The organism is Streptosporangium pseudovulgare, from assembly GCF_014648055.1.
Classification (GTDB): domain Bacteria; phylum Actinomycetota; class Actinomycetes; order Streptosporangiales; family Streptosporangiaceae; genus Streptosporangium; species Streptosporangium pseudovulgare.
This window is the reverse complement of the sequence record NZ_BMQJ01000001.1, coordinates 614693-636351: the sequence shown is the minus strand read 5'-3', so window position 1 is coordinate 636351 and position 21659 is coordinate 614693. Positions and strand designations below refer to the sequence as shown.

Annotated in this window: 24 protein-coding genes; 9 read left to right on the top strand and 15 right to left on the bottom strand. The window is 71.7% G+C overall.

Features of this window, described 5'->3' with window-relative positions:
• Window positions 1-64: 64 nt before the first annotated feature.
• Entirely contained in the window at window positions 65-2284 is a 2220-nt protein-coding gene (locus IEZ10_RS02765; RefSeq protein ID WP_189244808.1) for a multicopper oxidase family protein, read from the bottom strand.
• Window positions 2281-2742 carry a DUF6220 domain-containing protein gene (locus IEZ10_RS02760; protein WP_189244807.1) on the bottom strand — a complete coding sequence of 154 codons (462 nt, stop codon included), beginning with the start codon at window positions 2740-2742 and terminating at the stop codon, window positions 2281-2283. The genes IEZ10_RS02765 and IEZ10_RS02760 overlap by 4 nt, the downstream gene beginning before the upstream one ends.
• Before the next feature lie 252 nt (window positions 2743-2994).
• Here IEZ10_RS02760 and IEZ10_RS02755 point away from each other — a divergent pair, with 252 nt between their 5' ends.
• Entirely contained in the window at window positions 2995-3216 is a 222-nt protein-coding gene (locus tag IEZ10_RS02755; protein ID WP_179818784.1) for a hypothetical protein, read from the top strand.
• 79 nt (window positions 3217-3295) lie between these two features.
• On the opposite strand, the gene IEZ10_RS02750 is transcribed toward IEZ10_RS02755, so the two are convergent.
• Complete coding sequence (locus IEZ10_RS02750) at window positions 3296-3508, bottom strand: DUF397 domain-containing protein (protein WP_189244806.1); 213 nt, start codon at window positions 3506-3508, stop codon at window positions 3296-3298.
• Entirely contained in the window at window positions 3496-4320 is an 825-nt protein-coding gene (locus tag IEZ10_RS02745) for a helix-turn-helix domain-containing protein (protein WP_189244805.1), read from the bottom strand. The genes IEZ10_RS02750 and IEZ10_RS02745 overlap by 13 nt, the downstream gene beginning before the upstream one ends.
• A gap of 146 nt (window positions 4321-4466) precedes the next feature.
• Between IEZ10_RS02745 and IEZ10_RS02740 the strand changes: the two genes are divergently transcribed.
• Window positions 4467-4937 carry an ATP-binding protein gene (locus tag IEZ10_RS02740; RefSeq protein ID WP_189244804.1) on the top strand — a complete coding sequence of 157 codons (471 nt, stop codon included), beginning with the start codon at window positions 4467-4469 and terminating at the stop codon, window positions 4935-4937.
• Window positions 4938-5245: 308 nt separating this feature from the next.
• On the opposite strand, the gene IEZ10_RS02735 is transcribed toward IEZ10_RS02740, so the two are convergent.
• Window positions 5246-6151, bottom strand: a complete 906-nt coding sequence (locus tag IEZ10_RS02735; protein ID WP_189244803.1) for an NmrA/HSCARG family protein — start codon at window positions 6149-6151, stop codon at window positions 5246-5248.
• 86 nt (window positions 6152-6237) lie between these two features.
• Here IEZ10_RS02735 and IEZ10_RS02730 point away from each other — a divergent pair, with 86 nt between their 5' ends.
• Together IEZ10_RS02730 and IEZ10_RS02725 are read left to right on the top strand one after the other, a co-directional pair.
• A complete protein-coding gene (locus tag IEZ10_RS02730) occupies window positions 6238-6825 on the top strand; it encodes a TetR/AcrR family transcriptional regulator (RefSeq protein ID WP_189244802.1) in 588 nt (195 codons plus the stop codon).
• A 74-nt stretch (window positions 6826-6899) separates the two neighbouring features.
• Entirely contained in the window at window positions 6900-7121 is a 222-nt protein-coding gene (locus tag IEZ10_RS02725) for a transposase (protein ID WP_189244801.1), read from the top strand.
• Between the two features lie 8 nt (window positions 7122-7129).
• Here the strand turns inward: IEZ10_RS02725 and IEZ10_RS02720 are convergent, their stop codons facing one another.
• Window positions 7130-7687 carry a YciI family protein gene (locus IEZ10_RS02720; RefSeq protein WP_189244800.1) on the bottom strand — a complete coding sequence of 186 codons (558 nt, stop codon included), beginning with the start codon at window positions 7685-7687 and terminating at the stop codon, window positions 7130-7132.
• 201 nt (window positions 7688-7888) lie between these two features.
• A complete protein-coding gene (locus IEZ10_RS02715) occupies window positions 7889-8587 on the bottom strand; it encodes a TetR/AcrR family transcriptional regulator (RefSeq protein ID WP_189244799.1) in 699 nt (232 codons plus the stop codon).
• A 115-nt stretch (window positions 8588-8702) separates the two neighbouring features.
• Here IEZ10_RS02715 and IEZ10_RS02710 point away from each other — a divergent pair, with 115 nt between their 5' ends.
• From IEZ10_RS02710 to IEZ10_RS02700, 3 genes are all read left to right on the top strand, one after another.
• Window positions 8703-9053, top strand: a complete 351-nt coding sequence (locus IEZ10_RS02710; RefSeq protein WP_189244798.1) for a YrdB family protein — start codon at window positions 8703-8705, stop codon at window positions 9051-9053.
• A gap of 115 nt (window positions 9054-9168) precedes the next feature.
• Window positions 9169-10113 carry an NAD-dependent epimerase/dehydratase family protein gene (locus IEZ10_RS02705; protein ID WP_189244797.1) on the top strand — a complete coding sequence of 315 codons (945 nt, stop codon included), beginning with the start codon at window positions 9169-9171 and terminating at the stop codon, window positions 10111-10113.
• 16 nt (window positions 10114-10129) lie between these two features.
• Entirely contained in the window at window positions 10130-11038 is a 909-nt protein-coding gene (locus IEZ10_RS02700; RefSeq protein WP_189244796.1) for a Gfo/Idh/MocA family protein, read from the top strand.
• A 198-nt stretch (window positions 11039-11236) separates the two neighbouring features.
• Here IEZ10_RS02700 and IEZ10_RS02695 read toward each other — a convergent pair whose 3' ends face one another.
• A complete protein-coding gene (locus IEZ10_RS02695) occupies window positions 11237-12622 on the bottom strand; it encodes a Glu/Leu/Phe/Val family dehydrogenase (protein ID WP_308426240.1) in 1386 nt (461 codons plus the stop codon).
• Between the two features lie 155 nt (window positions 12623-12777).
• On the opposite strand from IEZ10_RS02695, the gene IEZ10_RS02690 reads away from it, so the two are divergent.
• The gene (locus IEZ10_RS02690; protein WP_189244795.1) at window positions 12778-14331 is read left to right on the top strand and encodes an alkaline phosphatase D family protein; all 1554 of its coding nucleotides are present in this window, start codon (window positions 12778-12780) and stop codon (window positions 14329-14331) included.
• An 89-nt stretch (window positions 14332-14420) separates the two neighbouring features.
• On the opposite strand, the gene IEZ10_RS02685 is transcribed toward IEZ10_RS02690, so the two are convergent.
• Together IEZ10_RS02685 and IEZ10_RS02680 are read right to left on the bottom strand one after the other, a co-directional pair.
• Window positions 14421-15281, bottom strand: a complete 861-nt coding sequence (locus tag IEZ10_RS02685) for a hypothetical protein (protein WP_189244794.1) — start codon at window positions 15279-15281, stop codon at window positions 14421-14423.
• Complete coding sequence (locus IEZ10_RS02680) at window positions 15278-15835, bottom strand: RNA polymerase sigma factor (RefSeq protein ID WP_189244793.1); 558 nt, start codon at window positions 15833-15835, stop codon at window positions 15278-15280. The genes IEZ10_RS02685 and IEZ10_RS02680 overlap by 4 nt, the downstream gene beginning before the upstream one ends.
• 130 nt (window positions 15836-15965) lie before the next feature.
• On the opposite strand from IEZ10_RS02680, the gene IEZ10_RS02675 reads away from it, so the two are divergent.
• Window positions 15966-16670: a hypothetical protein gene (locus IEZ10_RS02675; protein ID WP_189244792.1), complete on the top strand. Its 705-nt coding sequence runs from the start codon at window positions 15966-15968 to the stop codon at window positions 16668-16670.
• Between the two features lie 46 nt (window positions 16671-16716).
• Here IEZ10_RS02675 and rocD read toward each other — a convergent pair whose 3' ends face one another.
• The 5 genes from rocD to IEZ10_RS02650 all read right to left on the bottom strand — a co-directional run bounded on the left by rocD (window position 16717) and on the right by IEZ10_RS02650 (window position 21526).
• Window positions 16717-17928, bottom strand: coding sequence for an ornithine--oxo-acid transaminase (rocD, locus tag IEZ10_RS02670; RefSeq protein ID WP_189244791.1), 1212 nt, complete (start codon window positions 17926-17928; stop codon window positions 16717-16719).
• Window positions 17929-17985: 57 nt separating this feature from the next.
• Window positions 17986-18780: a dimethylargininase gene (gene ddaH, locus IEZ10_RS02665; protein ID WP_189244790.1), complete on the bottom strand. Its 795-nt coding sequence runs from the start codon at window positions 18778-18780 to the stop codon at window positions 17986-17988.
• Window positions 18781-18927: 147 nt separating this feature from the next.
• Window positions 18928-19401 (bottom strand): Lrp/AsnC family transcriptional regulator, encoded by a 474-nt coding sequence (locus IEZ10_RS02660; RefSeq protein ID WP_189244789.1) that lies wholly within the window; start codon window positions 19399-19401, stop codon window positions 18928-18930.
• A gap of 134 nt (window positions 19402-19535) precedes the next feature.
• Entirely contained in the window at window positions 19536-20219 is a 684-nt protein-coding gene (locus IEZ10_RS02655) for a response regulator transcription factor (RefSeq protein WP_229810871.1), read from the bottom strand.
• Window positions 20216-21526 (bottom strand): sensor histidine kinase, encoded by a 1311-nt coding sequence (locus IEZ10_RS02650; protein ID WP_189244787.1) that lies wholly within the window; start codon window positions 21524-21526, stop codon window positions 20216-20218. The genes IEZ10_RS02655 and IEZ10_RS02650 overlap by 4 nt, the downstream gene beginning before the upstream one ends.
• Between the last annotated feature and the right edge of the window lie 133 nt (window positions 21527-21659).

Below are 21659 nucleotides of genomic sequence, written 5' to 3'. Positions count from 1 at the left end.
CCGGGACCGACGGGCCCGCCGCATCGTGTCCGGGGCGGGGCGGCCCGAGCCGGGTGAGAAGTTCTCAGCCGCCGTGGGCGCCGTGGAACGGGGTGGTCACGCCCTCGTAGTCCAGGTGCAGGACCATCCCCTGGTCGGCGTGGGCGAGGTTGTGGCAGTGGTTCATCCACAGGCCCGGGTTGGCGGCGCGGAAGGCGACCTCCCACACCTCGCCGGGGCGCACGTCGAAGGTGTCCAGCCACAGCGGGCTGCCGCCCGTCGCCCGCCCGTCGCGGGAGAGCACCAGCACCCGGTGACCGTGCAGGTGCCAGGGGTGGGTGTCGCGGCTCCGGTTGACGACGGTGAAGCGGACGAGTTCACCGTCCCTGACGACCTGGGTGGGGATGGACGGGAACGCACGGCCGTTGACCGTGTGCGCGTACAGCGGCCGGCCACCGGAGAACGTCAGGCCGCGGTCGAGCACGAGGGTGAACCGCCTGTCGAAGCGGCTGCCGGGGCCGAACGGCGTGCCGGCCGGGGTCCCGTACCGGGTGAGGTCGAGCTCCGGCCAGCCCGCGCCGTCCCCGGCGCTCCCCGAGGCGCCCGCGGACCCGGCGACTTCCTGCGGCGACAGCCGCAGACCCTCCGTACGGTCGTCCACCGCGAGCAGCACCGTCCGCGCCGCGGGCATGGTGAACGCGAGGTCGTAGCGGCCTCCCGCGGGCAGCCGCAGCCCGACCCGGCCCAGCTCGCCGGGGCCGTTCAGGTCCTGCCCGTCCACGGCCACCAGCCGGTACGGCGTGCCCGCCAGGGTGAACCGGTGCGGAGTGTTGTCGGTGTTGACCAGGCGCAGCCGTACGGGGGTACCGGGGGCGGCGGACCGTTCGATCGTCCGGTCGTGGTCGCCGAGCACCGTCACACCCCCGAAGGTGTGCACCGGCAGGGTGAGGTCCAGGCCCGGCGTGGACGCGGCCGGCCCGCCGGACCCGGCCCCGCCGTCCCGAACCCGCCCGGTCTCCCCGTCGGACGCCGAACCCGAGCCGGGCCCGGAGACGTGATCGGCCGATCCGCCGGCACGGGGGGTGACCACCAGCATGCCGTAGAGACCCTTCCGGACGCCGACGTCGGAGACCTCGTGTGTGTGGTACCAGTAGGTCCCCACCTGAGTGGCCAGGAACCGGTAGGTGAACTCCTGGCCGGGGCGTACGGCGTCCTGGGTCAGGCCCGGGACGCCGTCCTCGCCGGCGGGCACGTCGTAGCCGTGCCAGTGGATCGTCACGCCCGACGCGACGTCGGCGTTGCGCAGCCGTACCTCGACCAGGTCGCCTTCGGCGGCGGTGATCGGCGGGCCCGGCACCTTGCCGTCGAAGGTCCACGCGGCCACGCGGCGCCCGGAGGACAGGGTGACGGTGGCGGTGCGGGCGGTCAGCGCGAACCGGCGCGTCGTGCCGCCCGGCGCGGGTTCGGAGGGCCCGCGCAGCGCGGTCACCGGCCGGGTGTCTCCCGCCCCGGCTTCGTGCGCCTCCGGCGCGTGCTCTCCCGTGGCGTTCCCGCCGTTCCCGTGCGTCTTCGCTGCGTGCTCTCCCGTGGTGTCCGTACCCGCCGCGTGCACCGCGCCCGTGCCGGTCGCGTGCTCATCGGCGGTGCGGGTTCCGGCCGCGCCCGCCGTACGGCCGTCCGCCGGGTGCCCGGCGGCCAGGTGACCGGTCGGCGGGCCGCCGCCCGCGTCGGTCTCGGGGGCCGAGACGAACGCCAGCCCCGTCCCGGCGAGCCCCGCCGCCAGGGCCGCCGCGACGGCGGCCCTGGCGATGGGCGCCGGCAGGGACCCGGGCGCCGAGACGATCCGCCAGGTGAGGAGCACCGCCGCCCCGACCAGGGCCACCGTGACCAGCCCGGCGCTCCAGGCCGCCGGGTAGCCGAGCAGTAGCGCGTACACCGGCCCGGCCGCGGCCGCGTAGCCGGCGCCCAGCAGTGGGACGACGACGGCGGGCCGCCCCACGAGGTCGGCCCGGCCGCCGCGGGCCGCCCTGACCAGGTGCGGTCCCGCCACCGTCGCCGCGACGACCGCGGCGACGGCGAGCAGCGGGATCGTGAGGGTGATCTTCTCCTGGACGAACCACCAGCCCGCACCGGCCAGCACGGCGGCGGTGGCGGCGCGGGCCACCGACAGGACGGCCGCCGCGACGAACAGGGCCAGCGCGATCCCGGACCGCCGGGCGGCCGCCGCCGCGCCCGCCCCCAGCCACGTCGCGGCGGTCAGGACCGCGACCAGCAGGTCGAACGTGATGAGGGTGCCGACGCTCATGGCACGCGCGCCGCGGGCTCTTCCGGTGCCGTCCCTCCGGACGTCGCCCCGGCCGGGGCCGCCGCCAGTGCCCTGGCCTGCCGGAGGATCGTCCCGGCCGAGCCCACGACGGCCATGCCGTTGACCGCGTGCAGGCCGAGGACGACCAGGCTCGCGGTGGTGGTGTAGCCGGTGTCGTCGTTCAGCGCCCTGCCCAGGACCACGATCAGCACCTGGACGACCACCAGGCCCAGCGGCAGCAGGGTGAGCGCGATCAGCCGCCCCGGCGCCCTGGCCAGCGCCGCGGCCACGGTGGCCAGCAGCGACAGGATCGGGATGACCATCCTGCCCACCATGTTGTGCAGCGCGAACGAGTCCTCCTCCATCGGCCTGTCGAACGCGCCGACCGCCGCGAAGTAGAACTGCACGACCACGGCGGCCAGCAGCAGGCCGGCCAGCGCGACGTAGACCTTGCGCACGGTTTCGCTCCTTCTTGTCCATCGCCTCCGCCCGTCATCGGACGGTCACTGGCGATGGTGTCCGACGCGGTCCGTTTCGTCGTCCGCCGGCCGGAGGCAAACGGCCTACTCTCGGGGCGGTACGGATCACCCCGTGCTGTACGCCGCCCGCGGTGCCCGCCGTAGCCGGGCCGCGGTCCCGGAAGGAACCTCACCAAGGCCCTGGGCAGTACGGTTCAAGGTGTTCCGGCAATCGGCGGGAGACTGGTAACCATGAACATGCGCTGTACTCAATGTGACGGTACGGACCTGGAGCCGGGATTCGTCGAGGACGCCGGCGAGTACTCACGGGGATACGGTCGCTGGATCGCAGGTTCCCTGGAGCGCGGTCCGCTCGGCAATGCCAAGCGTATGGGAAAGACGCGCTGGATCATCGAGGCGTTCCGCTGTATCCGCTGCTCCCATCTCGAACTGTTCGCCCGTTCCAGAGAATGAGGGCCCGATACGGAATCGGCCGGGTCTCGGGTGCCGAGCCGGCCACAAAGGGCGCCTTTCCGGTGTTCGTGTTCGGCGGTTAGTCGAGTTCGCCGTTCTTCAGCGTTGCGAGGAAATCAGCCCATGCGCCGGGGGTGAGAACCAGGGCGGGACCGGCCAGGTTCTTGCTGTCGCGGACGCCCCTGCGGCCCCCGGACAGCTTCGCCACCTCCACGCAGTTTCCGCCATTACTGCCCGAAAGGGAGGACTTGGCCCACGTGGCTGCCCGTAGCTCCTCGGTCAGTCCGTCCATCGTTGAATCGTCTCCTTGATCAGCTCTAGGGACTCGCGTTGGGGGAGTGCTTCGGAGCGGATCCCTTCGTACCTGAATGCTAAGGTCTTGACGGTCTCCGCCCAATCGGTTACTTGAGCGTCGGAAGCCGCCTCCACGTATGCCGTATCGGGTGTCCCGTGTGTCTGGGCGATGGCGAAGCCGCCGAGCAGACCGGTGGTGGAGTAAGCCCTGAGCTGGAGCACCTGGATCGTGATCCGAGGTGATTGACCTGCTCGAAGAAGATGCTCCAACTGGGCCGCCATCACGGCGGGACTGCCGATCGGACGATGAAGAACGCCCTCATCCAGGACCACCCAGAACATCGGAGGCTTGGGACGTCTGAGGATCGACTGGCGTTCCATTCGCGCGGTCACGTGTTCTTCCACCTGCTCTGGTGACACGCCTGGTTCACCGCTCAGCATGGCCCTTGCGTACTCCTCGGTCTGGAGCAGGCCCGGAATGATCAGCGGCTCCCAGGTGCGGATCGCCTCCGCCGTGGCCTCCACATCGAGCCATGGCCGGAACCACGGCGGGGCCGCGGCGTGGCTGACCATCGGCCAGAGCCGCATCAGGGCGCCCTCCGCCTCCAGGGCCTCGTCGCAGTAGCGCGCGAACTCCTCGGACGGTGACCGCTTCGCGGTCTCGATCATGCTGATCGTGCCGACCGAGTACGGCACCGCCTTCGACAGCTTGATCTGCGACCATCCACGAGCCTTGCGATGCCGGCGCAGCTCGAAACCGAATAGGGCGGTCGGCGAGTCGGCGGGGCAGAGTTCCATCTCTTTCGGCATGTTGCCTCCCGGGGGGACGGCGGCTTCAACCGGCCTTTCAGTGCAACTGTTCATGACTCTAAGAAGTCAATCGACTACCGAATGTAGCTGAGATTCGGGATGCTCGTAAGGCTGAACGAGGAGAAACCCTTCAAGGGGGTGAAGTCATGAAAGCGCCGAGCACGGAGCCGAAGGTTCTCGGCCGGACCGGTCTGCCGGGCGTCCACGAGTCCGTCTCACGTGCCCGTTCCGAGGTGCGCGGATGGCTCGGTGACGATCATCCGGCGGTCGACGACGTCGTGCTCGCGGCGTCGGAGCTGGTGACCAACGCGATCCGGCATTCCGGCTCGGGCCCCGGTGATTTCATCGGCCTCACCCTCAGCGCCACCGGGGAGGTCGTCTACATCGAGGTCAACGACCCGGGGTCGCTGTTCTCCGGTCCCCATGTCCGCAGGGAGCCGTACGCGGAGGGCGGCCGAGGACTACTGATCATCCGCGAGCTCTCCCTGGAGTGGGGTGCGCGCGAGCTCGGCCCTGGCCTGGGCCGTACGGTCTGGTGCGCCATCCGGGCCGTACCCCACTCGGAGGATCCGAAGAACCCGTCCGTCTCCGAGCCGACCTCCGGGCGATCCGGCTAGGAGGCGGACGAGACTTCCCGATCGATCGCGTACCCGCCGATCGGGAAGCCGGGCGGCCTCGCCTTTCCGCGGAGGGGTGAGAGGCGAGGCCGCCACCGTACGTCCGGCCCCAGCCTTCCCCGTGGCCGGCCGGACCCGCCCCCGACGAGACCCGTCCCACCCTCGTCGGGGGCTTTTTCATGTCTCCGCGAAAGGGGCCGGCGGTCTCCCTCGTCACCACCACGCTGGCCACGAGGTCTCCGGTATTTCGTTCTTGGTAGTTGAACCAACTACCGGAGACCTCTTCGTTCAACGATCATCGACGCGCCTCACACATGACCTTTCGAAACACGGCCTGGTGAGTCCTGGAGCAGGGCTCGGATCTGTTCGGCTCCGCCGTGTTCGAGCCAGGTCTGGAAGTCCAGCAGGCCGGGGTGGCGTTCACGCAGCGCCGCGATGTCGGCTCGCCACAGACCGCGCTCGTCCCTGAAGGCGCGCTGCGTCTCCGGGCCCAGTCCGGTGCCGTCGATGGAGACCTGCCGGTAGGTGATCTCGCGTCCGAGGCTGCGGCTGATGAGTTCCACCGTCCGGTTGGGGGTCAGCTCGTCGCCGGCGATCTCGATCGCCTGTCCGAGGTACTCCTGCGGGCGAGTGAAGGCGAGGCGGGCCAGGGCGCCGATGTCGGTGGCGGCGATGAGTTGCACCGGTGTCTCCGGGTCGAACAGGTGCCTGAGCTCTCCGTCGACGATGCCGCCGAGAGGCAGGCCGGGAATGGTGTGGTTCTCCATGAAGCGGACCGGACGCAGGATCGTCGCGGGTAGGCCGAGCGCGCGTATGTGCTGCTCGATCTGCCATTTGCTCTCCCAGTAGGGGATGCCGGTGCCTCGGTCGGCCCCGCCGACCGAGGCGAACACGAAGTGGGAGACGCCGGCTGCCGCCGCGGCGTCGGCGAGATCACGGCCGCGGCGGATCTCGCGTTCGACGTCATCGTCGTCGGGCGTGACCGCGAAGATGCCGTGGACGCCGGCGGCGGCCGCCGCGAGCGAGCCGGGATCGTCGAGGTTCCCGGTGTGCAGCTCGGCGCCTTGGGCTCTCAGCGTCCGGGCGGCTGGGGAGTCCGGGTCGCGGACGAGGGCGCGTACCGGCCGGCCTGCGGCCAGGAGACGGGTGGCGGTGGCACCGCCTTGGCGTCCGGTCGCACCGGTCACGAGGATGGGGTTGCCGGCAGCGTTCACCGAAGGGTCCTTTCGCGGGGTAGTAAACTGAGGCTGTCTCAAGAAATATATTGAGACAGCCTCAACTTAGCAATCCGGGAGCGCTCATGACGACCGTCGATCCTGCGCCGCGGCGCAGGATGCGCGCTGACGCGCGCCGCAACTACGAACGGTTGCTGGCCGAAGCGGCCACGATCTTCGCTGAACATGGCGTTGAAGCCTCGCTGGAGGAGATCGCCCGGCGCGCCGGCGTGGCGAACGGAACCCTTTACAGCCATTTCCCCACCAGGCAGGCGCTGCTGGAGGCGTTGCTGCGCGACCGCATGCAAGCGTTGTCCGACAAGGCCCGCGATCTCCTCGATCACCCGTCCGCGGACGAGGCGTTGCTCATCTGGGCGCGCGCGGCTATGGCGCACACCACGGTCTACCGGGGGCTGGTGACCTCGCTGATGCGCAGCATCGAGGACGAGACCTCGCACCTGCATGCCGCCTGCCAAGCGGTGCTCACCGCCGGCGAACAGCTCCTCAACCGTGCGCAGGCCGCCGGAGGCATGCGCGCCGATGTCACCGCCTCAGACCTTTACGCCCTGATCAACTCGGTTTCCTGGGTTGGGGAACAGACATCGCCCGCACAGGGCGAGCGCCTGTTGGCCTTCGGCATCGACGGGATGCGCTCCGCGACCGACTCCCGGTGACGGCGCCGGAGGAGGATCGGAACGGTCGTCAGCGGAGCTGAGTGCGGGCGAGGCCGGGACCGAGCCGTGGCACCATGAACGATGACTCGACGGCGGCGGTCGGCCAAGAGGGGTCGGAGGGAGGCCGCCCACTCGCCTTCGACCCCGCGCTCTACCGGCTGCGCCACGCCATGGAATGCGGCATCAACCTGCTCAAAGGCAGCCGCGGCATGGCAACCCGTTACGACAGGCTCGCCGTACGCCACGAAGCCGTCGTCGTCATCGCTGCGATCAACCAGTGGCTCAATGCCCTATGAAACAGAACTTAGGGGTCCTGAGCGGGTCTGCCGCCGAAGCGCCAGGGATGGGCCTCCGTACGGCCGTCGTCACCGCCGGACGGCAGCAGCGCCGCGGCGGCCTCGCGGTCCGGCGCCTCCACCAGGGCCGCCTGGCCGAGCCGCGTCTCGCCGTCGAGGGAGAGGAGTTCGCCGTGCACGATCAGGTGTTTCGACGTGACCGGCGCGGGGGCCGACTCGCCCATGGCGATCACCAGAAACCGGCCGTAGTCGTCCACGGCGTCGGTGAATTCCCACATGGTGCGGCCCAGGACGTTGCGGAAGCGGCACAGCAGCACCGACTCGAAGATGCCGGCCCGGTGGTACGGCTCCTCGTAGGCGAACGTGCGGGCGGCTTCGGTGTCCGGAAGGTCGACGATGTGCAGGCTGCCGGTCGGCTCGGCCCCGTCGCCATGGCCGGTCATCGTGGGGCCGCGGGCGACCAGCAGTTCGGCGTACCCGTCCATGAAGGACCAGTGCTCCTCGCTCAGTCTCACCTTGAGCCCGAACGTGCCGGGGCGGTCGCGGCCGTACACGAAATACTCCACGGCCGCCCAGCCTAGACGATCATTGCGACGGAGCTCCTTCGGCCGGGAACGGTGGCGGAACTCCTTCGACCGGGACCCCCTGCCCGGCGACTCCGTGACCGACGGGCCGCCCCCCGCCTCGTGGTGCGGCTCCCGGGTCCGGCGGGGAGCCGCACCGGGGCGGGCTCAGGGGGACAGGCCGGGAGCCGCGCCACGAAGGGGTCAGAGGGGCAGGCCGAGGTAGGCGGCGTGGGAGCGCATGGCGTGGTCGAAGGCCGGGTCGCGGTTGAGGATCGCGCCGTTGAACTGGCCGAACAGCTCGAAGCTGACCCAGCCGAACAGGCCGGTCCAGGCGACCAGGGCGCGGGCGACCACGTCGTCGGGGATGTCCGAGATGATCTCCCGCACCCGGGTGGCGTCCTCGGCGAACGCCGCCGGTGGGGGAGGGGCGACGTCCGGCGGGTTCAGCGCCCCGGCGTGGAAGGCTTCGGAGATGATGCGGCCGTAGACGACGGTGTCGCGCACGGCCGCGGCGACGGTGTCCTGCGGCGCCTGGTAGCCGGGCACGGGCGAGCCGTACAGCAGGGCGTACTCGTGCGGGTGGGCCAGCGCCCAGTCCCGTACGGCGTGGCAGACCGCCAGCCACCGGCCGGTGTGGTCCTCGCGGTGCGTGGCCGCGTCGGCGTTCTCCACGGCCTCGCCGAGGGCGTTGTAGCCGTCGATGATCAGGGTCGTGAGCAGGTCGTCCCGGGAGGGGAAGTAGCGGTAGATCGCCGAGGAGACCATGCCCATCTCCCGGGCGACCGCCCGCAGTGAGAGCCCCGTGGCTCCCTCGGTGGCGAGCTGCCGGCGCGCGATGTCGGCGATCTCCCTGGTCAGCTCGGCTCTGACCCGTTCCCGTGCTGTTCGGCTTGAGCTCATGGCCAGGACGATATCAGAGCGGCGAAAATAAAAGAGAGCACTGCTCTTGACGAGCGATGCTCTCCTGAGAGAGCATTGCTCTCGCAACGAAGCGTCAATCTCATCGGAGCCCCCCATGCTGAACCTCGCCAAAGGCGCGAACCTCCTCGTCATGTTCCTGCTGGAGCTGGGCGTCCTCGTCGCGGCGGGGGTCTGGGGCTTCACCACCGGCCCGAACTGGCCGATGCGGCTGCTCCTCGGCCTGGGCGCCCCGGTGGCGTTCGCCGTGGTCTGGGCGGTCTTCGGCGCGGGCGGCGGCGCCAACGCGGCGATCCCGGCCACCGGGCTCGGCCGGGTCGCCCTGGAGGTCGTCTGGTTCGGCGGCGGCGCCGTGGCCCTGGTGGCGGCCGGCCGTCCCGGTGCGGGCGCGCTGCTCGCCGCGGTCTACGTCGTCAACGCCGCGCTGCGGCTGCTGTGGAACCAGTGAGAGCCGGCGAGGACCAGTCGGAAGCAGTGAGAGCCGGCGAGAGCCGACCGGAAGCAGTGAGAGCCGATGAGAACCGATGAAGGCCGCTGAAAGACCAGTGAGAAGGAGAACGAGCATGAGCAAGCACGTCGTCGCGGGAGCCGGGCAGGTCGGCTCGCAGGTGGCCCGGCTGCTGGCCGAGCGGGGCGACGAGGTCGTCCTCGTCAGCCGGTCCGGCTCCGGGCCCGAGCTGCCGGGCGTCCGCCGGGTCGCCGCGGACGTGGCCGACCGCGACCGGATGGCCGGCCTCACCCGGGGCGCCGCCACCCTGTTCAACTGCGTCAACCCGCCCTACCACCGCTGGGCCGAGACGTGGCCCGGGATGGCCGCCTCCATGCTGGGCGCCGCCGAGACCTCCGGCGCCGGATACGTCATCCTCGGCTGCCTGTACGGCTACGCCGCCCCCGACCGGCCGATGCGCGAGAGCGACCCGCTCACCCCGCCCAGCGCCAAGGGCGCCGTCCGGGTGCGCCTGTGGCACGACGCCCTCGCCGCGCACGAGGCCGGCCGGGTCAGGGTGACCGAGCTGCGGGCCTCCGACTACTTCGGCCCCGGCTCGCTGGACCAGGCGCACCTGGGCGACAGGTTCGTCCCCCGGCTGCTCTCGGGCAGGGTCGTCCGCTTCGTCGGCGATCCCGAGCAGCCGCACAGCTGGACCTACACCCCCGACGTGGCGCGGGCCCTGGTGACGGCGGCCGGGGACGACCGGGTCTGGGGACGCGCCTGGCACGTCCCCACCGACGCGCCGCTGTCCGCCGCGCGGGTCGCCGACCGGCTGTGCGCGCTGGCCGGTGTCCGCAACCCCGGCGTCAGGGCGATGCCGCACTGGCTGCTCCGCACCGCGGGCGCCTTCTCACCCATGCTCGGCGAGCTGGAGGAGCTGCGGTACCAGTTCACCCGGCCCTTCGTTCTCGACTCCACCGATTTCCAGACGACCTTCGGCATGTCGCCCACCCCGCTCGACGAGGCGCTGACCTCGACGATCGCATGGTGGCGGAACCGTCTCGCGGCGGCGGCGTAGGCCGTACCCTCTGAGCATGCAGATCGCCATGATCGGCCTGGGGGACATCGCGGAGAAGGCGTACCTGCCCGTACTGTCCGCACAGCCCGGCCTCGACATCCACCTCAGCACCCGTAACCGCGACACCCTCGACCGTCTGGGCGACGCCTACCGGATAGCGTCACGTTCCACCTCGGTGGACGAGGTGATCGAGGCCGGGGTCGAGGCGGCCTTCGTGCACGCCGCGACCGCCGCGCATGTCAAGGTCGTCGAGCCGCTGCTCCGGGCGGGCGTCCACGTCTACCTCGACAAGCCGATCGCCTACACCTACGCCGAGTCCGAGCGCCTGGTACGGCTGGCCCGCGACATGCGGCGGTCGCTGCTGGTCGGCTTCAACCGCCGCCGGGCGCCGTCCTACCGGGAGCTGCTCGATCTGCCCCGCGACCTGGTGGTCATGCAGAAGAACCGCAGGGACCGCGCCGAGGACCCGCGCACCGCGGTCTTCGACGACTTCGTCCACGTCGTGGACACGCTCAGGTTCCTGGCGCCCGGACCGGTCGAGCACACCCGGATCCGCACCCGGGTCGCCGACGGCCTGCTGGAACACGTGACGCTGGAGCTGTCCGGCGACGGCTTCACCGCCTTCGGGATCATGAGCAGGACGAGCGGCGCGTCCGAGGAGACCGTGGAGGTCATGGGCGGGGGCGCCAAACGCCGGGTGGTCAACCTGGCCGACGTGATCGACTACACCGGAGGAGAGACGCTGACCCGGCGCGGCGACTGGGTTTCGGTCGGTGAGCAGCGCGGCATCGAGCGGGTCTGTCTGGAGTTCCTCGACGCGGTCCGCTCCGGCGCCGTCGTCGACGCCGGCGACGCCCTGGCCACCCACGAGATCTGCGAGGACATCGTGCGGGCGGCGATCCACCCGGCGACCGACCCGTTCTAGGCTCCGCGCGGCCGGCCCCGGGTTCCGGCCCGCAGGTCCCGCCCCCGCCGCGGGGCTCCACCGAAGGGAGCCCTGCGGCGGGGACCCGTGGAACGGACGCGGGCCGTCCGGTGACGGGCACACCCGCCCCCCTGACCGGCGTGTCCGCGCCCGACCGGCCCGCTCCGGGCGGACCGGCCCCTCAGTCCGGGAGGCGGCTCAGGGGTAGAGCCCGCGCATCCGGTGGGTCTCGGCGACCCGGCCCACGCCGATGACGTGCGCCGCCTCGCGCAGGGTGATGCCGCGCTCGGCGGACATCGCCGCGACCGCGTCGAAGGCGTCCTCCATCAGCCCGCGCAGCTTGGCGTCCACCTCGCTCGCGCTCCAGGAGCACGCCTGGAGGTTCTGCACCCACTCCAGGTAGGAGACGATCACCCCGCCCGCGTTGGCCAGGATGTCGGGGACCACCGTGGTCCCGGCGTCCGCGAGGATCCGGTCGGCCTCGGGCGTGGTGGGGCCGTTGGCGCCCTCGACGACCAGCCGGGCCCTGATCCGGGACGCGTTCTGCGCCGTGATCACGCCCTCCAGCGCCGCGGGCACCAGCACGTCCACGTCGAGTTCCAGCAGCTCGTCGTGGGAAAGGGCGTCGGCGTGGCGGTAGCCGTACACGCCGCCGGTCTCCTCGGCCCACGCCCGCAGGGCGTCGACGTCCAGGCCGGAACGGTCCACCACGGCCCCGGTGACGTCGGAGACCGCCACCACGCGGCAACCGGCGTCGGCGAAGTACCGCGCCGCGCCCGCGCCGACCTTGCCGAACCCCTGCACCGCGACGGTACGGCCGGCCGGGGAGCCCCCCAGGGCCTTGAGCGCGGAGATCAGCACGCCGCGCGAGGTGGCCCCGGCCCGCCCGGCGGAGCCGCCGAGGATCATGGGCTTGCCGGTCACCACGCCCGGCACGGGACGGCCGGCGTTGATGGAGTAGGTGTCCATGATCCAGGCCATGGTCTGCTCGTCGGTGCCGACGTCGGGTGCCGGGATGTCCCGGTCCGGGCCGATGATCGGCATGATCTCGTTGACGTAGCGGCGGGTGACCCGCTCCAGCTCCCGCGTGCTCAGCGAGGCCGGGTCCACGGCGACGCCGCCCTTGGCGCCGCCGTACGGGATGCCGACCAGGGCGCACTTCCACGTCATCCACATGGCCAGCGCGGTGACCTCGTGGATGTCGGTGGAGGGGTGGAAGCGGACGCCGCCCTTGGCGGGGCCGCGGGTGGTGTTGTGCTGCACCCGGAAGCCCTGCACGACGTCCATCCGGCCGTCCTCGCGGCGGACGGGCACCGAGACGGTGAGCGAGCGGCGGGGCGTGGCCAGCATCGTGCGCAGGCCGTCGTCGAGTCCGAGCCGGTCGGCGGCCCGGTCGAGCTGGAGTAACGCGGAGTCGAGCGCCTGTCGGCCCGGGCCGATGAGAGTGGTCGCCGGCGTCGTTGACGGCACCATGGTGGTCATGAAGGACAGCCTCCGTAGGGCGGGCGGGGCGCCGTTGCCCCGCCCGGAACTGTTGGTGACGATCACATTAGTAACGGGTTTTTTGCCCGCCAAGCAGGGCATGTTGCGTTCGTATGAACGTTTTTTGTGCGTTCCCCTGCTTGCGGGCCTGATCCGTTGCCACCGATCAGATCAGGCGAACCGGGCGAGGGGAACGCGCCGATCCGGCAGGCTTCTCCGTAGAAGCCTGCCGTTCTGTACTGTTTGAGGGGTCTGAGGTGCCGGAACTTGTCGTCGGTCCGATGCTGCGCTACGTGGACGAGACCGATGCGTCGGTGTGGGTGGAGACCAGCGAACCCTGCGAGGTGACCGTCGAGGTCGGCGGGACGCGGTCGCGGGCGGCGACGTTCACCGTGCACGGCCACCACTACGCGATCGTCGACGTCGCCCATGAGGGGACCTACGAGGTCCGCCTCGACGGGCACGTCGTCTGGCCGCTGCCCGACCAGCCGCCCAGCCGCATCCGCCTCCTCGGGCCGGGCGGTCCCCGCCGGGTGATGTTCGGCTCGTGCCGCACCAGCGTCCCGCACGACACGCTGCACACCATCTCCCACGGCGTGGACGTGCTGCGCGCCTACGGCTGCACGATGATGGGGGCGCCGGAGGAGGACTGGCCCGACCTGCTCCTGCTGCTCGGCGACCAGGTCTACGCCGACGAGCCGTCCAGCGAGATGCTGGAGTTCATCAAGAACCGCCGGGACGGCGAGCCGGCCGGGGAGATCGCCGACTTCGAGGAGTACGCCGAGCTGTACCGCCAGGCGTGGACCGACCCCGAGATCCGCTGGCTCCTGTCCACGGTTCCCACCGCGATGATCTTCGATGACCACGACCTGCGCGACGACTGGAACACCTCCGCCACCTGGCGCGAGCAGATGGCCCGGGTGCCGTGGTGGCCGCGCCGGGTGATCTCCGGGCTCGGCGCCTACTGGGTCTACCAGCACCTGGGCAACATGTCGCCCGAGGAGCGCGCCTCCGACGACGTGCTGACCAGGTTGTGCAAGGCCGAGGGCGACGGGGCGGAGATCCTCGACGCGTTCGCCGAGCACGCCGACACCGTCCCGACCGACAACCGGTGGAGCTACGCCCGCGACCTCGGCGACACCCGCCTGATCATGCTCGACTCCCGGTGCGCCCGCCAGCTCGACCCGGGGGACCGGCGCATGATCGACCCGGTGGAGTGGGAGTGGTTCACCGAGCAGCTCCGGCGGGAGGGCGTGAAGCGCTTCCTGATCGGCACGTCGGTGCCGTTCCTGCTGCCCGCCGGGATCCACCACATCCAGAACTGGAACGAGAAGCTGGCCCAGGGCGGCTGGGGTCCCAGAGTGGCGCGCTGGTCGGAGAGGCTGCGCCAGTACGTCGACCTGGAGCACTGGGCGGCCTTCCGCCGCTCCTTCGAGGACATGGCCCGGCTGCTGGCGCGGACGGACAAGCCGGTGATCATCCTGTCCGGCGACGTGCACTACTCCTACGTCGCCAAGGCCGACGGGCTGCCGGTCTACCAGCTCGTCTGCTCCCCGATCCGCAATCCGCTGAGCCGTACGCTCCGCCTGGCCAACATCGTCGCCCAGTTCGGCGTCGCCACCCTGATCGGCGGCTGGCTGGCGCGTCTGGCGAGGATCCCCAAGCCGTCCATGAAGTGGCGGATCGCCCACGGGCCGTGGTTCTCCAACGCGGTGGCCACCCTGACGCTGGACACCGATCCGCCGTCGGCCCGCTGGGACACCGCGGCGGCCACCGAGATCTCCGAGGTCAGCACGGTCCGGCTGCCCTGACACGGCCCGCCCTGACACGGCGCCGCCCCGGAGCCGCCGCGGTACGGCGCGCGGCCGGGGCGCCGCCGAGGGCGGGTGACGCGGCCGCCTCAGAATCCGGGCGGCGGGGTCGCGTCCGGACCCGGCTCGACGTGCAGGACGATCACGCCGTCGTTGTAGCTTTCCGCCTTCGCCACCGACCAGCCCGGGTCGATCCGGGAGGCGGGGACATCCTGCTCGAACTGAACGCCTTCGTCGCCGTTCCGCAGCGGCCAGTCGAGGTTGTACGCCACCTTCAGGCGGCGCTCGCGGACGACGCGTGCGGCCTCGGCCGCCGAACGCCCCTGGAGCGTCACCCCGGACAGCGCCTCGCCCGGCCAGCCGGCGTCGGCGGGGTAGGCGTACTTCTCGCCGGGCTTCGCCGGGCGGCCCAGCCGGACCTCCGCGGGCCCCTTGATGTCCGCGGTGACGCTGAAGGCCGTCAGGCAGTCAGCGACCCGCTCGGAACAGTCGCCTCCGGTGAACGTCGCCTTCGCGTGGGGGTCGGACTTCTCGAATCCGAAGACGGGACTCGGCTGCCGCGGCGAGACGGGGATCAGCGTCACCGTGAGCTCGTCCAGGCCGACCTTGCGGAAGGCCTTCTCCAGCTCCACGGGATCGGGATCCCCCTCGGTGAAGTAGAAGGCGAACTCGTCGCCGACGCGGTCGATCGTCACGGCCTGACTGGCGTACACCTGTTCGGACGCCCCGAGCAGGGACGGTCCGACGACCAGGGCTCCCGCCAGGACGGCGGCCGCGGCCAGGCCGAGCAGGGCGCGGCGGGGAGAGGGCATCCGCCGTCGCCGGGCCGGAACCGGCTCCAGTGCGACGATCTCCGCCAGCAGCGCGTCCGCCCCCGCGGTGGACGCCCGGCCGGCCAGGTCCTCGTCGAGCACCCTCGCCCGGCTCCTGAAGAGCTGGTCGTTGTTCACTGCGACTCCTTCTCGATGAGCGGCCGGGACTCGAAACGGGCCGATGGGCGGGTCTCCTCCAGCGCCCTGGTGAAGCGCTTGCGGGCCCGATGCAGGCGAATGCGGGCGGCGTTGCGCGAACAGCCCAGTACCTCGGCGATCTCTCCGGGGTCGAGTTCCTCCCAGACGGCCAGGGCCAGCAGTTCGCGGTCGTCGTCCGTGAGCATGTCCATGGCCTCGCCCACCTTGTCCGGCGCACTCCGGGGAGAGGACGCGGCGTAGAGGTGCTCGGCCTCGGCGACGAGTTCGGCGTGCCGGGTGGCCCTGCGCCGCTCGCCGCGGCGGTGGTTGGCCAGGATCCGCCGGGCCACGCCGTACAACCAGAGCCTGCCGGCGTCGCCGTGCGGAAGCTCGTCCACCCGCCGCCAGGCGACCACATAGGTCTCGGCCACGACATCGGCCGCGTCCTCGGGTGAGGAGCACCGGCGTACGGCGTATCCGAGGAGTTGCTCGTACGTCTTCCGGTACACGGCCTCGAACCGGGATCGGTCGTCTGTCTCATGTGCTTCAGCCACGCATCGTCCTTGTCAGCCCTTCTGCGCTTTTCGGGGTTCAACCCATACGTGTCCGCTGGAACAGGCAGAATTTCCGGCTCGGTGAAGAAGCCTGAGCGGGCGGAGAAGGGGGGCGGCCGTCGGCGCGCCGGTGCTGTACCACACCGCCGGCGGGGTGCGGGTGAAGCGGGAACCGGAGCAGTTCCGCAAGGACGCCGCGCTTTCCGGGGTCCGGGAACGGACGTTGCTCGCCGAAACCCCGGTGAACACCTGGGACGGGGCATTTCACCTACTGAGCCAGGTGCTGCCCGATGACCGGGCCTCCGTGGTGGTGATCGACGAGGTTCCCTGTCTCGCGCAGCGAGACCCCGGCTTCGAGGGTACGTTGCAACGGGCCTGGGACAGGTTCTTCGAGCGGAAGCCCGTCCTGCTGATCCTGATCGGTTCGGACCTGTCGATGACGGAGGCGCTCACCGGTTACGGCAGGCCGTTCTACCGGCGCGGGCGAGCGGTGGAACCCGTGGTACGCGAGGCTCTGGCCCGCCTGCTGCCCGGCGAGACCTTCCCCGGCGTGGTCGAGGTGGGCTCTTTCTGGACTCGCACGAACGACGTGGAAATAGACATCGTCGGAGCCGATCGCGGGCCCGTCGCCAGACGGCTCTTCTTCGTCGGTTCGGTGAAGTGGCTCCAGGAGCAACCCTTCGACGATCACGACCTGGCCCGGCCGGCACAGGCGCAGGGGGCCGTCGCGGGGGCGACGCCCCTTCCGATGATCGCCGTTTCCCGATCAGGGACGACGGCGGGTGGCCTGGCGGCCGCCTACGGCCCCGAGGATCTCCTGCGCGCCTGGGAGTGATGACCGGTACGGCCCGCGCCGCCGGGCGGGGCCGTACCGGGGGCGGTCACCTCGTGAGTTCGGCGATGGCGTCGGCGAGCTGGTCGACGGCCCAGACGAGGTCCTCCTCGGAGACGACGATCGGCGGGGCGAGCCGGATGGTCGAGCCGTGGGTGTCCTTGGCGAGGACGCCGCGGCGCATCAGCGCCTCGGAGACCTCGCGGCCTCCCGCCACGGACGGGTCGACGTCCACGCCCGCCCACAGGCCGCGGCCGCGCACGGCCACCACGCCGTGGCCGATGAGCGCCCGCAGCCGCTCGTGCATGACCGCGCCGAGCTCCCTGGCCCGCGCCTGGTACTCGCCGGTGCCGAGCATCTCGATGACGGCGCACGCCACCGCGCAGGCCAGCGGGTTGCCGCCGAAGGTGGACCCGTGCTGGCCCGGCCTGATCACGCCGAGGACGTCCTCGTCGGCGGCGATCGCCGAGACGGGGACGACGCCGCCGCCCAGGGCCTTGCCCAGCACGTAGACGTCCGGGATGACGCCCTCGTGGTCGCAGGCGAAGGTGTCGCCGGTGCGGCCGAGGCCGGACTGGATCTCGTCGGCGATCATCAGGACGTTCCGCTCGGTGCACAGCTCCCGCACCTGGGTGAGGTAGCCGTCCGGCGGGACCAGCACGCCGGCCTCGCCCTGGATGGGCTCCAGCAGCACGGCGACGGTGTCCTCGTCGATCGCCTCGCGGATCGCCTCGACCGAGCCGTACTTCACGATCCTGAAGCCCGGGGTGTAGGGGCCGAAGCCGCCGCGCGCGTCGGGGTCGGTGGAGAAGCCGACGATCGTGGTGGTGCGGCCGTGGAAGTTGTCCTCCATCACGATGATGTTGGCCCGGTCCGGCGTCACGCCCTTGACCTCGTAACCCCACTTGCGGGCCACCTTGATCGCGGTCTCCACGGCCTCGGCGCCGGTGTTCATCGGCAGGACCATGTCCTTGCCGGTGAGGTCGCCCAGCCCGGCCGCGAAGGCGGCGAACTGGTCGTGGAAGAACGCGCGGCTGGTGAGGGTGAGCCTGGACAGCTGCTCCTGGGCCGCCGCGATGATCTTCGGATTCCCGTGGCCGAAGTTCAGCGAGGAGTAACCGGACAGGCAGTCCAGGAACCGCTTGCCCTCCACGTCGGTCACCCAGGCGCCCTGCGCCTCCTGGATCACGATGGGGAGCGGGTGGTAGTTGTGCGCGCTGCGGCGCTCGCTGAGTTCGATGAACTCGTTGGTGCTGGTCATCCGATGTTCGCCGTTCCTCTGGTGCGGTTCCTTGCTGTCAGGCCGTCCTGCCTGTGTTCATCCCCGGATCTCCAGCGTGCAGCACTTGGGTCCGCCGCCCGCCTTGCGCAGCTCCGAAAGGTCGACGGGCACGACCTCGAAACCGCGGCGCTTGAGCTCCAGTTGGAGGTCGGCCGCCTCCGTGTTGATCACTACGTTGGTCCCGTCGCTGACCGCGTTGAGCCCCAGGACGGTCGCGTCGTCCTCGGTGGCGATGACGGCCTCGGGGAACATGGTGCGGAGCACCTCCTGGCTGCCCGCCGAGAAGGCCCCTGGGAAGTATGCCACGTTATGTCCGTTTAGCGGGAAAAGCGCGGTGTCGAGGTGGTAGAAGCGCGGGTCCACGAGCTGCAGCGTCACCACCGGCAGGCCGAGGAACTCCTGGGCCTCCTTGTGCGCGGTGATGTCGGTGCGGAAACCGGTCCCGGCCAGGATCACGTCGTCGAGCGTGAGGAAGTCGCCCTCGCCCTCGTTGGTGAAGGCCGGCTCGCACACCGGCTCGTAGCCGTTGGAGGCGAACCAGTTCAGGTAGGCGGGCCCCTCGGCGGCGCGCTGCGGGTAGGTGAACCGCGCACCGTACACCCGGCCGCGGACGACCAGCGCGCCGTTGGCCGCGAACACCATGTCGGGCAGGCCCTCGATCGGCTCGATCAGGCTGACCTCGTGCCCGAGCTCGAGGTAGACCTTCCGGAGGGTCTCCCACTGCCGGATCGCCAGGTCCCGGTCGGCGCCCGCCTCCGGGTGCATCCACGGGTTGATCGCGTACTCCACCGCGAAATGGTCGGGCCGGCACATGAGGTAGTGCTTGGACATGCGAAACCCCGCAAAGGACGTCGTGGTGGGAAACGGCGGCGGCCATCGGCTGAGACCGTCGCGGTGAGAACGGCTACAGCCTAGGAACGCGGGTTCACGCGGGCCAAGAGCACGACCATGCGCGTTCGCGCCGATTCCTTGCGTGTTTCACGGGGGGAACGGGGATTCGTTGTGCGTGACGATGAGCGGGGTGTCGATGAGCCGGGAGAGCACGATGGAGCTCTTCGTCCGCACCACGAACGGCTCCGCCGCGATCCGCTCGATCACCCGCTCCACGTGCCGGACGTCGGTGGCCCTGATGTGCAGCAGCGCGTCGGCCTCGCCGGTGATGGTGCAGGCGGAGACCACCTCCGGATGGCGGGCCACGGCCACCCCGATCTCCGGCGGCGAGGTCTTGCCCGCGCAGAACAGCTCCACGTACGCCTCGGTGGTCCACCCGAGCGCCGTGGGCTCCACCCGCGCGGTGAACCCGGTGATCGCCCCCCGGTCGCGCAGCCGGTCGACGCGGCGCTTCACGGCCGACGCCGACAGGCCCACCCGCTGCCCGATCTCCGCGTAGGTGGCGCGGGCGTCCTCGACGAGCGCCCCGATGATGTCACGGTCAAGCCGGTCCAACTCCACCGCTGCTTTCTAACACAGCGGGCCGTACGGCCCGCCCGCGGCCGTCCCGGGCACGACCGCCCGGCCGGGACCGTACGGCCCGCCGCGCCCGTGCCCGCGCCCGCCCCGCCGCGACCGCCTCGGCCATGGTCGCCTCAGCCGTGGTCGTCGAGGAGCCCCGCCTCGTGGACCAGCAGCGCGATCTGGACGCGGTTGTTGAGGCCGAGCTTGGCGAGGACGCTGGAGACGTGCGTCTTGACCGTGGGCACGCTGAGGAAGAGCGTCGCCCCGATCTCGGCGTTGGACCGGCCCTGTCCGACCGCGACGGAGACCTGCCGCTCACGGTCGTTCAGCCCGGCCAGGCGCTCCCTGGCGCGGGCGCGCCGCAGGTCGGGAGCGGGATCGGCCACCCGGTCGATGAGGCGGCGGGTCACCGAGGGCGACAGCACCGGATACCCCCGCGCCACCTGGCGTATCGCGGTCACGATCTCACCGGGCGGGGTGTCCTTGAGCAGGAACCCGGCCGCTCCGGCGCGCAGGGCGCGCAGGACGTGCTCGTCGGCGTCGAAGGTGGTCAGCACGATGACCTCCGGCGCGCCGCCCCGGGCGCGCAGCCTCTCGGTGGCGGCCAGCCCGTCCATCGAGGGCATCCTGATGTCCATCAGGACCACGTCGGGGGCGTGCCGGTCGACGAGACGGAGGGCCTCGGCCCCATCGCCCGCCTCGGCGACCACGCGGATGTCGGGGGCGCCGCCCAGCATCATCACCAGACCGGCGCGGACCAGGGGATCGTCGTCGGCGATGAGCACGCCGACCTGCGCGGGGGCGGAACCGGTCATGGCGGCCATGGTAGCCAGGCCGCCAGCCGCCAGCCGCCCGCGTCGCCGGGCCCGTGCTCCAGGCGGCCGCCCGCCAGGGCGACGCGTTCGGCCAGGCCGGCCAGACCCTGCCCCGGCCCCGCGCCGGACACGGACGAGCCGGGCCCGCCGTACGCGGACACCGCCGGCCCGGTGGGCCCCGCGGGCTCGGCGGACGCGGGCGAGCCGGGCCCGCCGTACACGGGCGTCGTGGACGTAGGGTCGCCGTGCGCGGGCCCCGAGGCGTCCGGTGCGCCCGGCGCGGCGCCGGGTGCTCCGGGCGGAGCGGTGTTGCGCACCTCGACGGTCAGCCCCGCCCCCGGCGCCCCCGCGAGCCGGACCGTCACCCGGGCGCCGGGGGCGTGCTTGCGCGCGTTGGTCAGCCCCTCCTGGACGATCCGGTACGCGGTGCGGCCCGCCGGGTCGGGGGCGGTCCCGGGGAGGTCCTCGCCGAAGGTCACCTCCATGCCCGCCCGGCTCGACTCGGCGACCAGCTCCCGGACGTCGGCGAGGGTGGGCTGCGGCAGTTCGCCGACCGGTGCCCGGAGCACGCCGATGACCTCGCGCAGGTCCTGCAGCGCCTGGTGAGCGCTCTCCCGGATCACCCTGGCCGCCCGGGCGACGTCCTCGGGCGGGGCGCCGGGGTTGTACTCCAGCGCGCCGGCGTGCACGCTCAGCAGCGACAGCCGGTGGCCGAGGACGTCGTGGATCTCCCGGGCGATCGCCTCGCGGGTCCGGTGCTGGGCCTGCTCGGCGCGGAGCACCGCCTCGGTCTCAGCCCGCGCGGCGCGGTCGCGCAGCGACGCCGCGAGCCTGCGCCGGTGGTGGACGAACAGGCCCCACCCCACCGCGGCCCCCTGGAACGAGAGGCCCAGCAGGAACACCAGGAGAGGAGGGTCCTCGGGCTCGGGGCGCAGCACGGCGAAACCCAGCGCCGCCACCAGGCTCAGTGAGAAGACCGCCGACGTGGTGCGCGGCGGCCGGTGCACGGCGACCGTGAACAGCGCGGCCAGCATCGCGCCGCCGACCGTCTCGGAGAACGACGACAGGACCGTCAGCACGACGGCCAACTCGACCGGCCGGCGGCGGCGCAGCCACAGCGCGGCGCAGCCCAGCGCGCCGGTGACCTGGTCGAGGTGGAACAGCCACTTCTCCGGCCGGGGGTAGACCTCCAGCCGCATCTCCGACATCACGAGCCCGAAGACCACCGCCAGCAGGAACAGCAGGAGGTCCACGGCCCAGTCGCGCGGGCTCCGCCGGACCCCGGCGGCGGGTTCGGATCCGTTCATCCCCCGAAAGCCTAGAAGCCGGAACGGGGATGCCGCCCGTCGCGGGCGGCGGGCGATACCAAAGTCGCACCGGCCACCTACCTTCGTCCGCGGCGGCGCCCGGGAACGGCGACGCCGGTCGGAGCGGGGCATC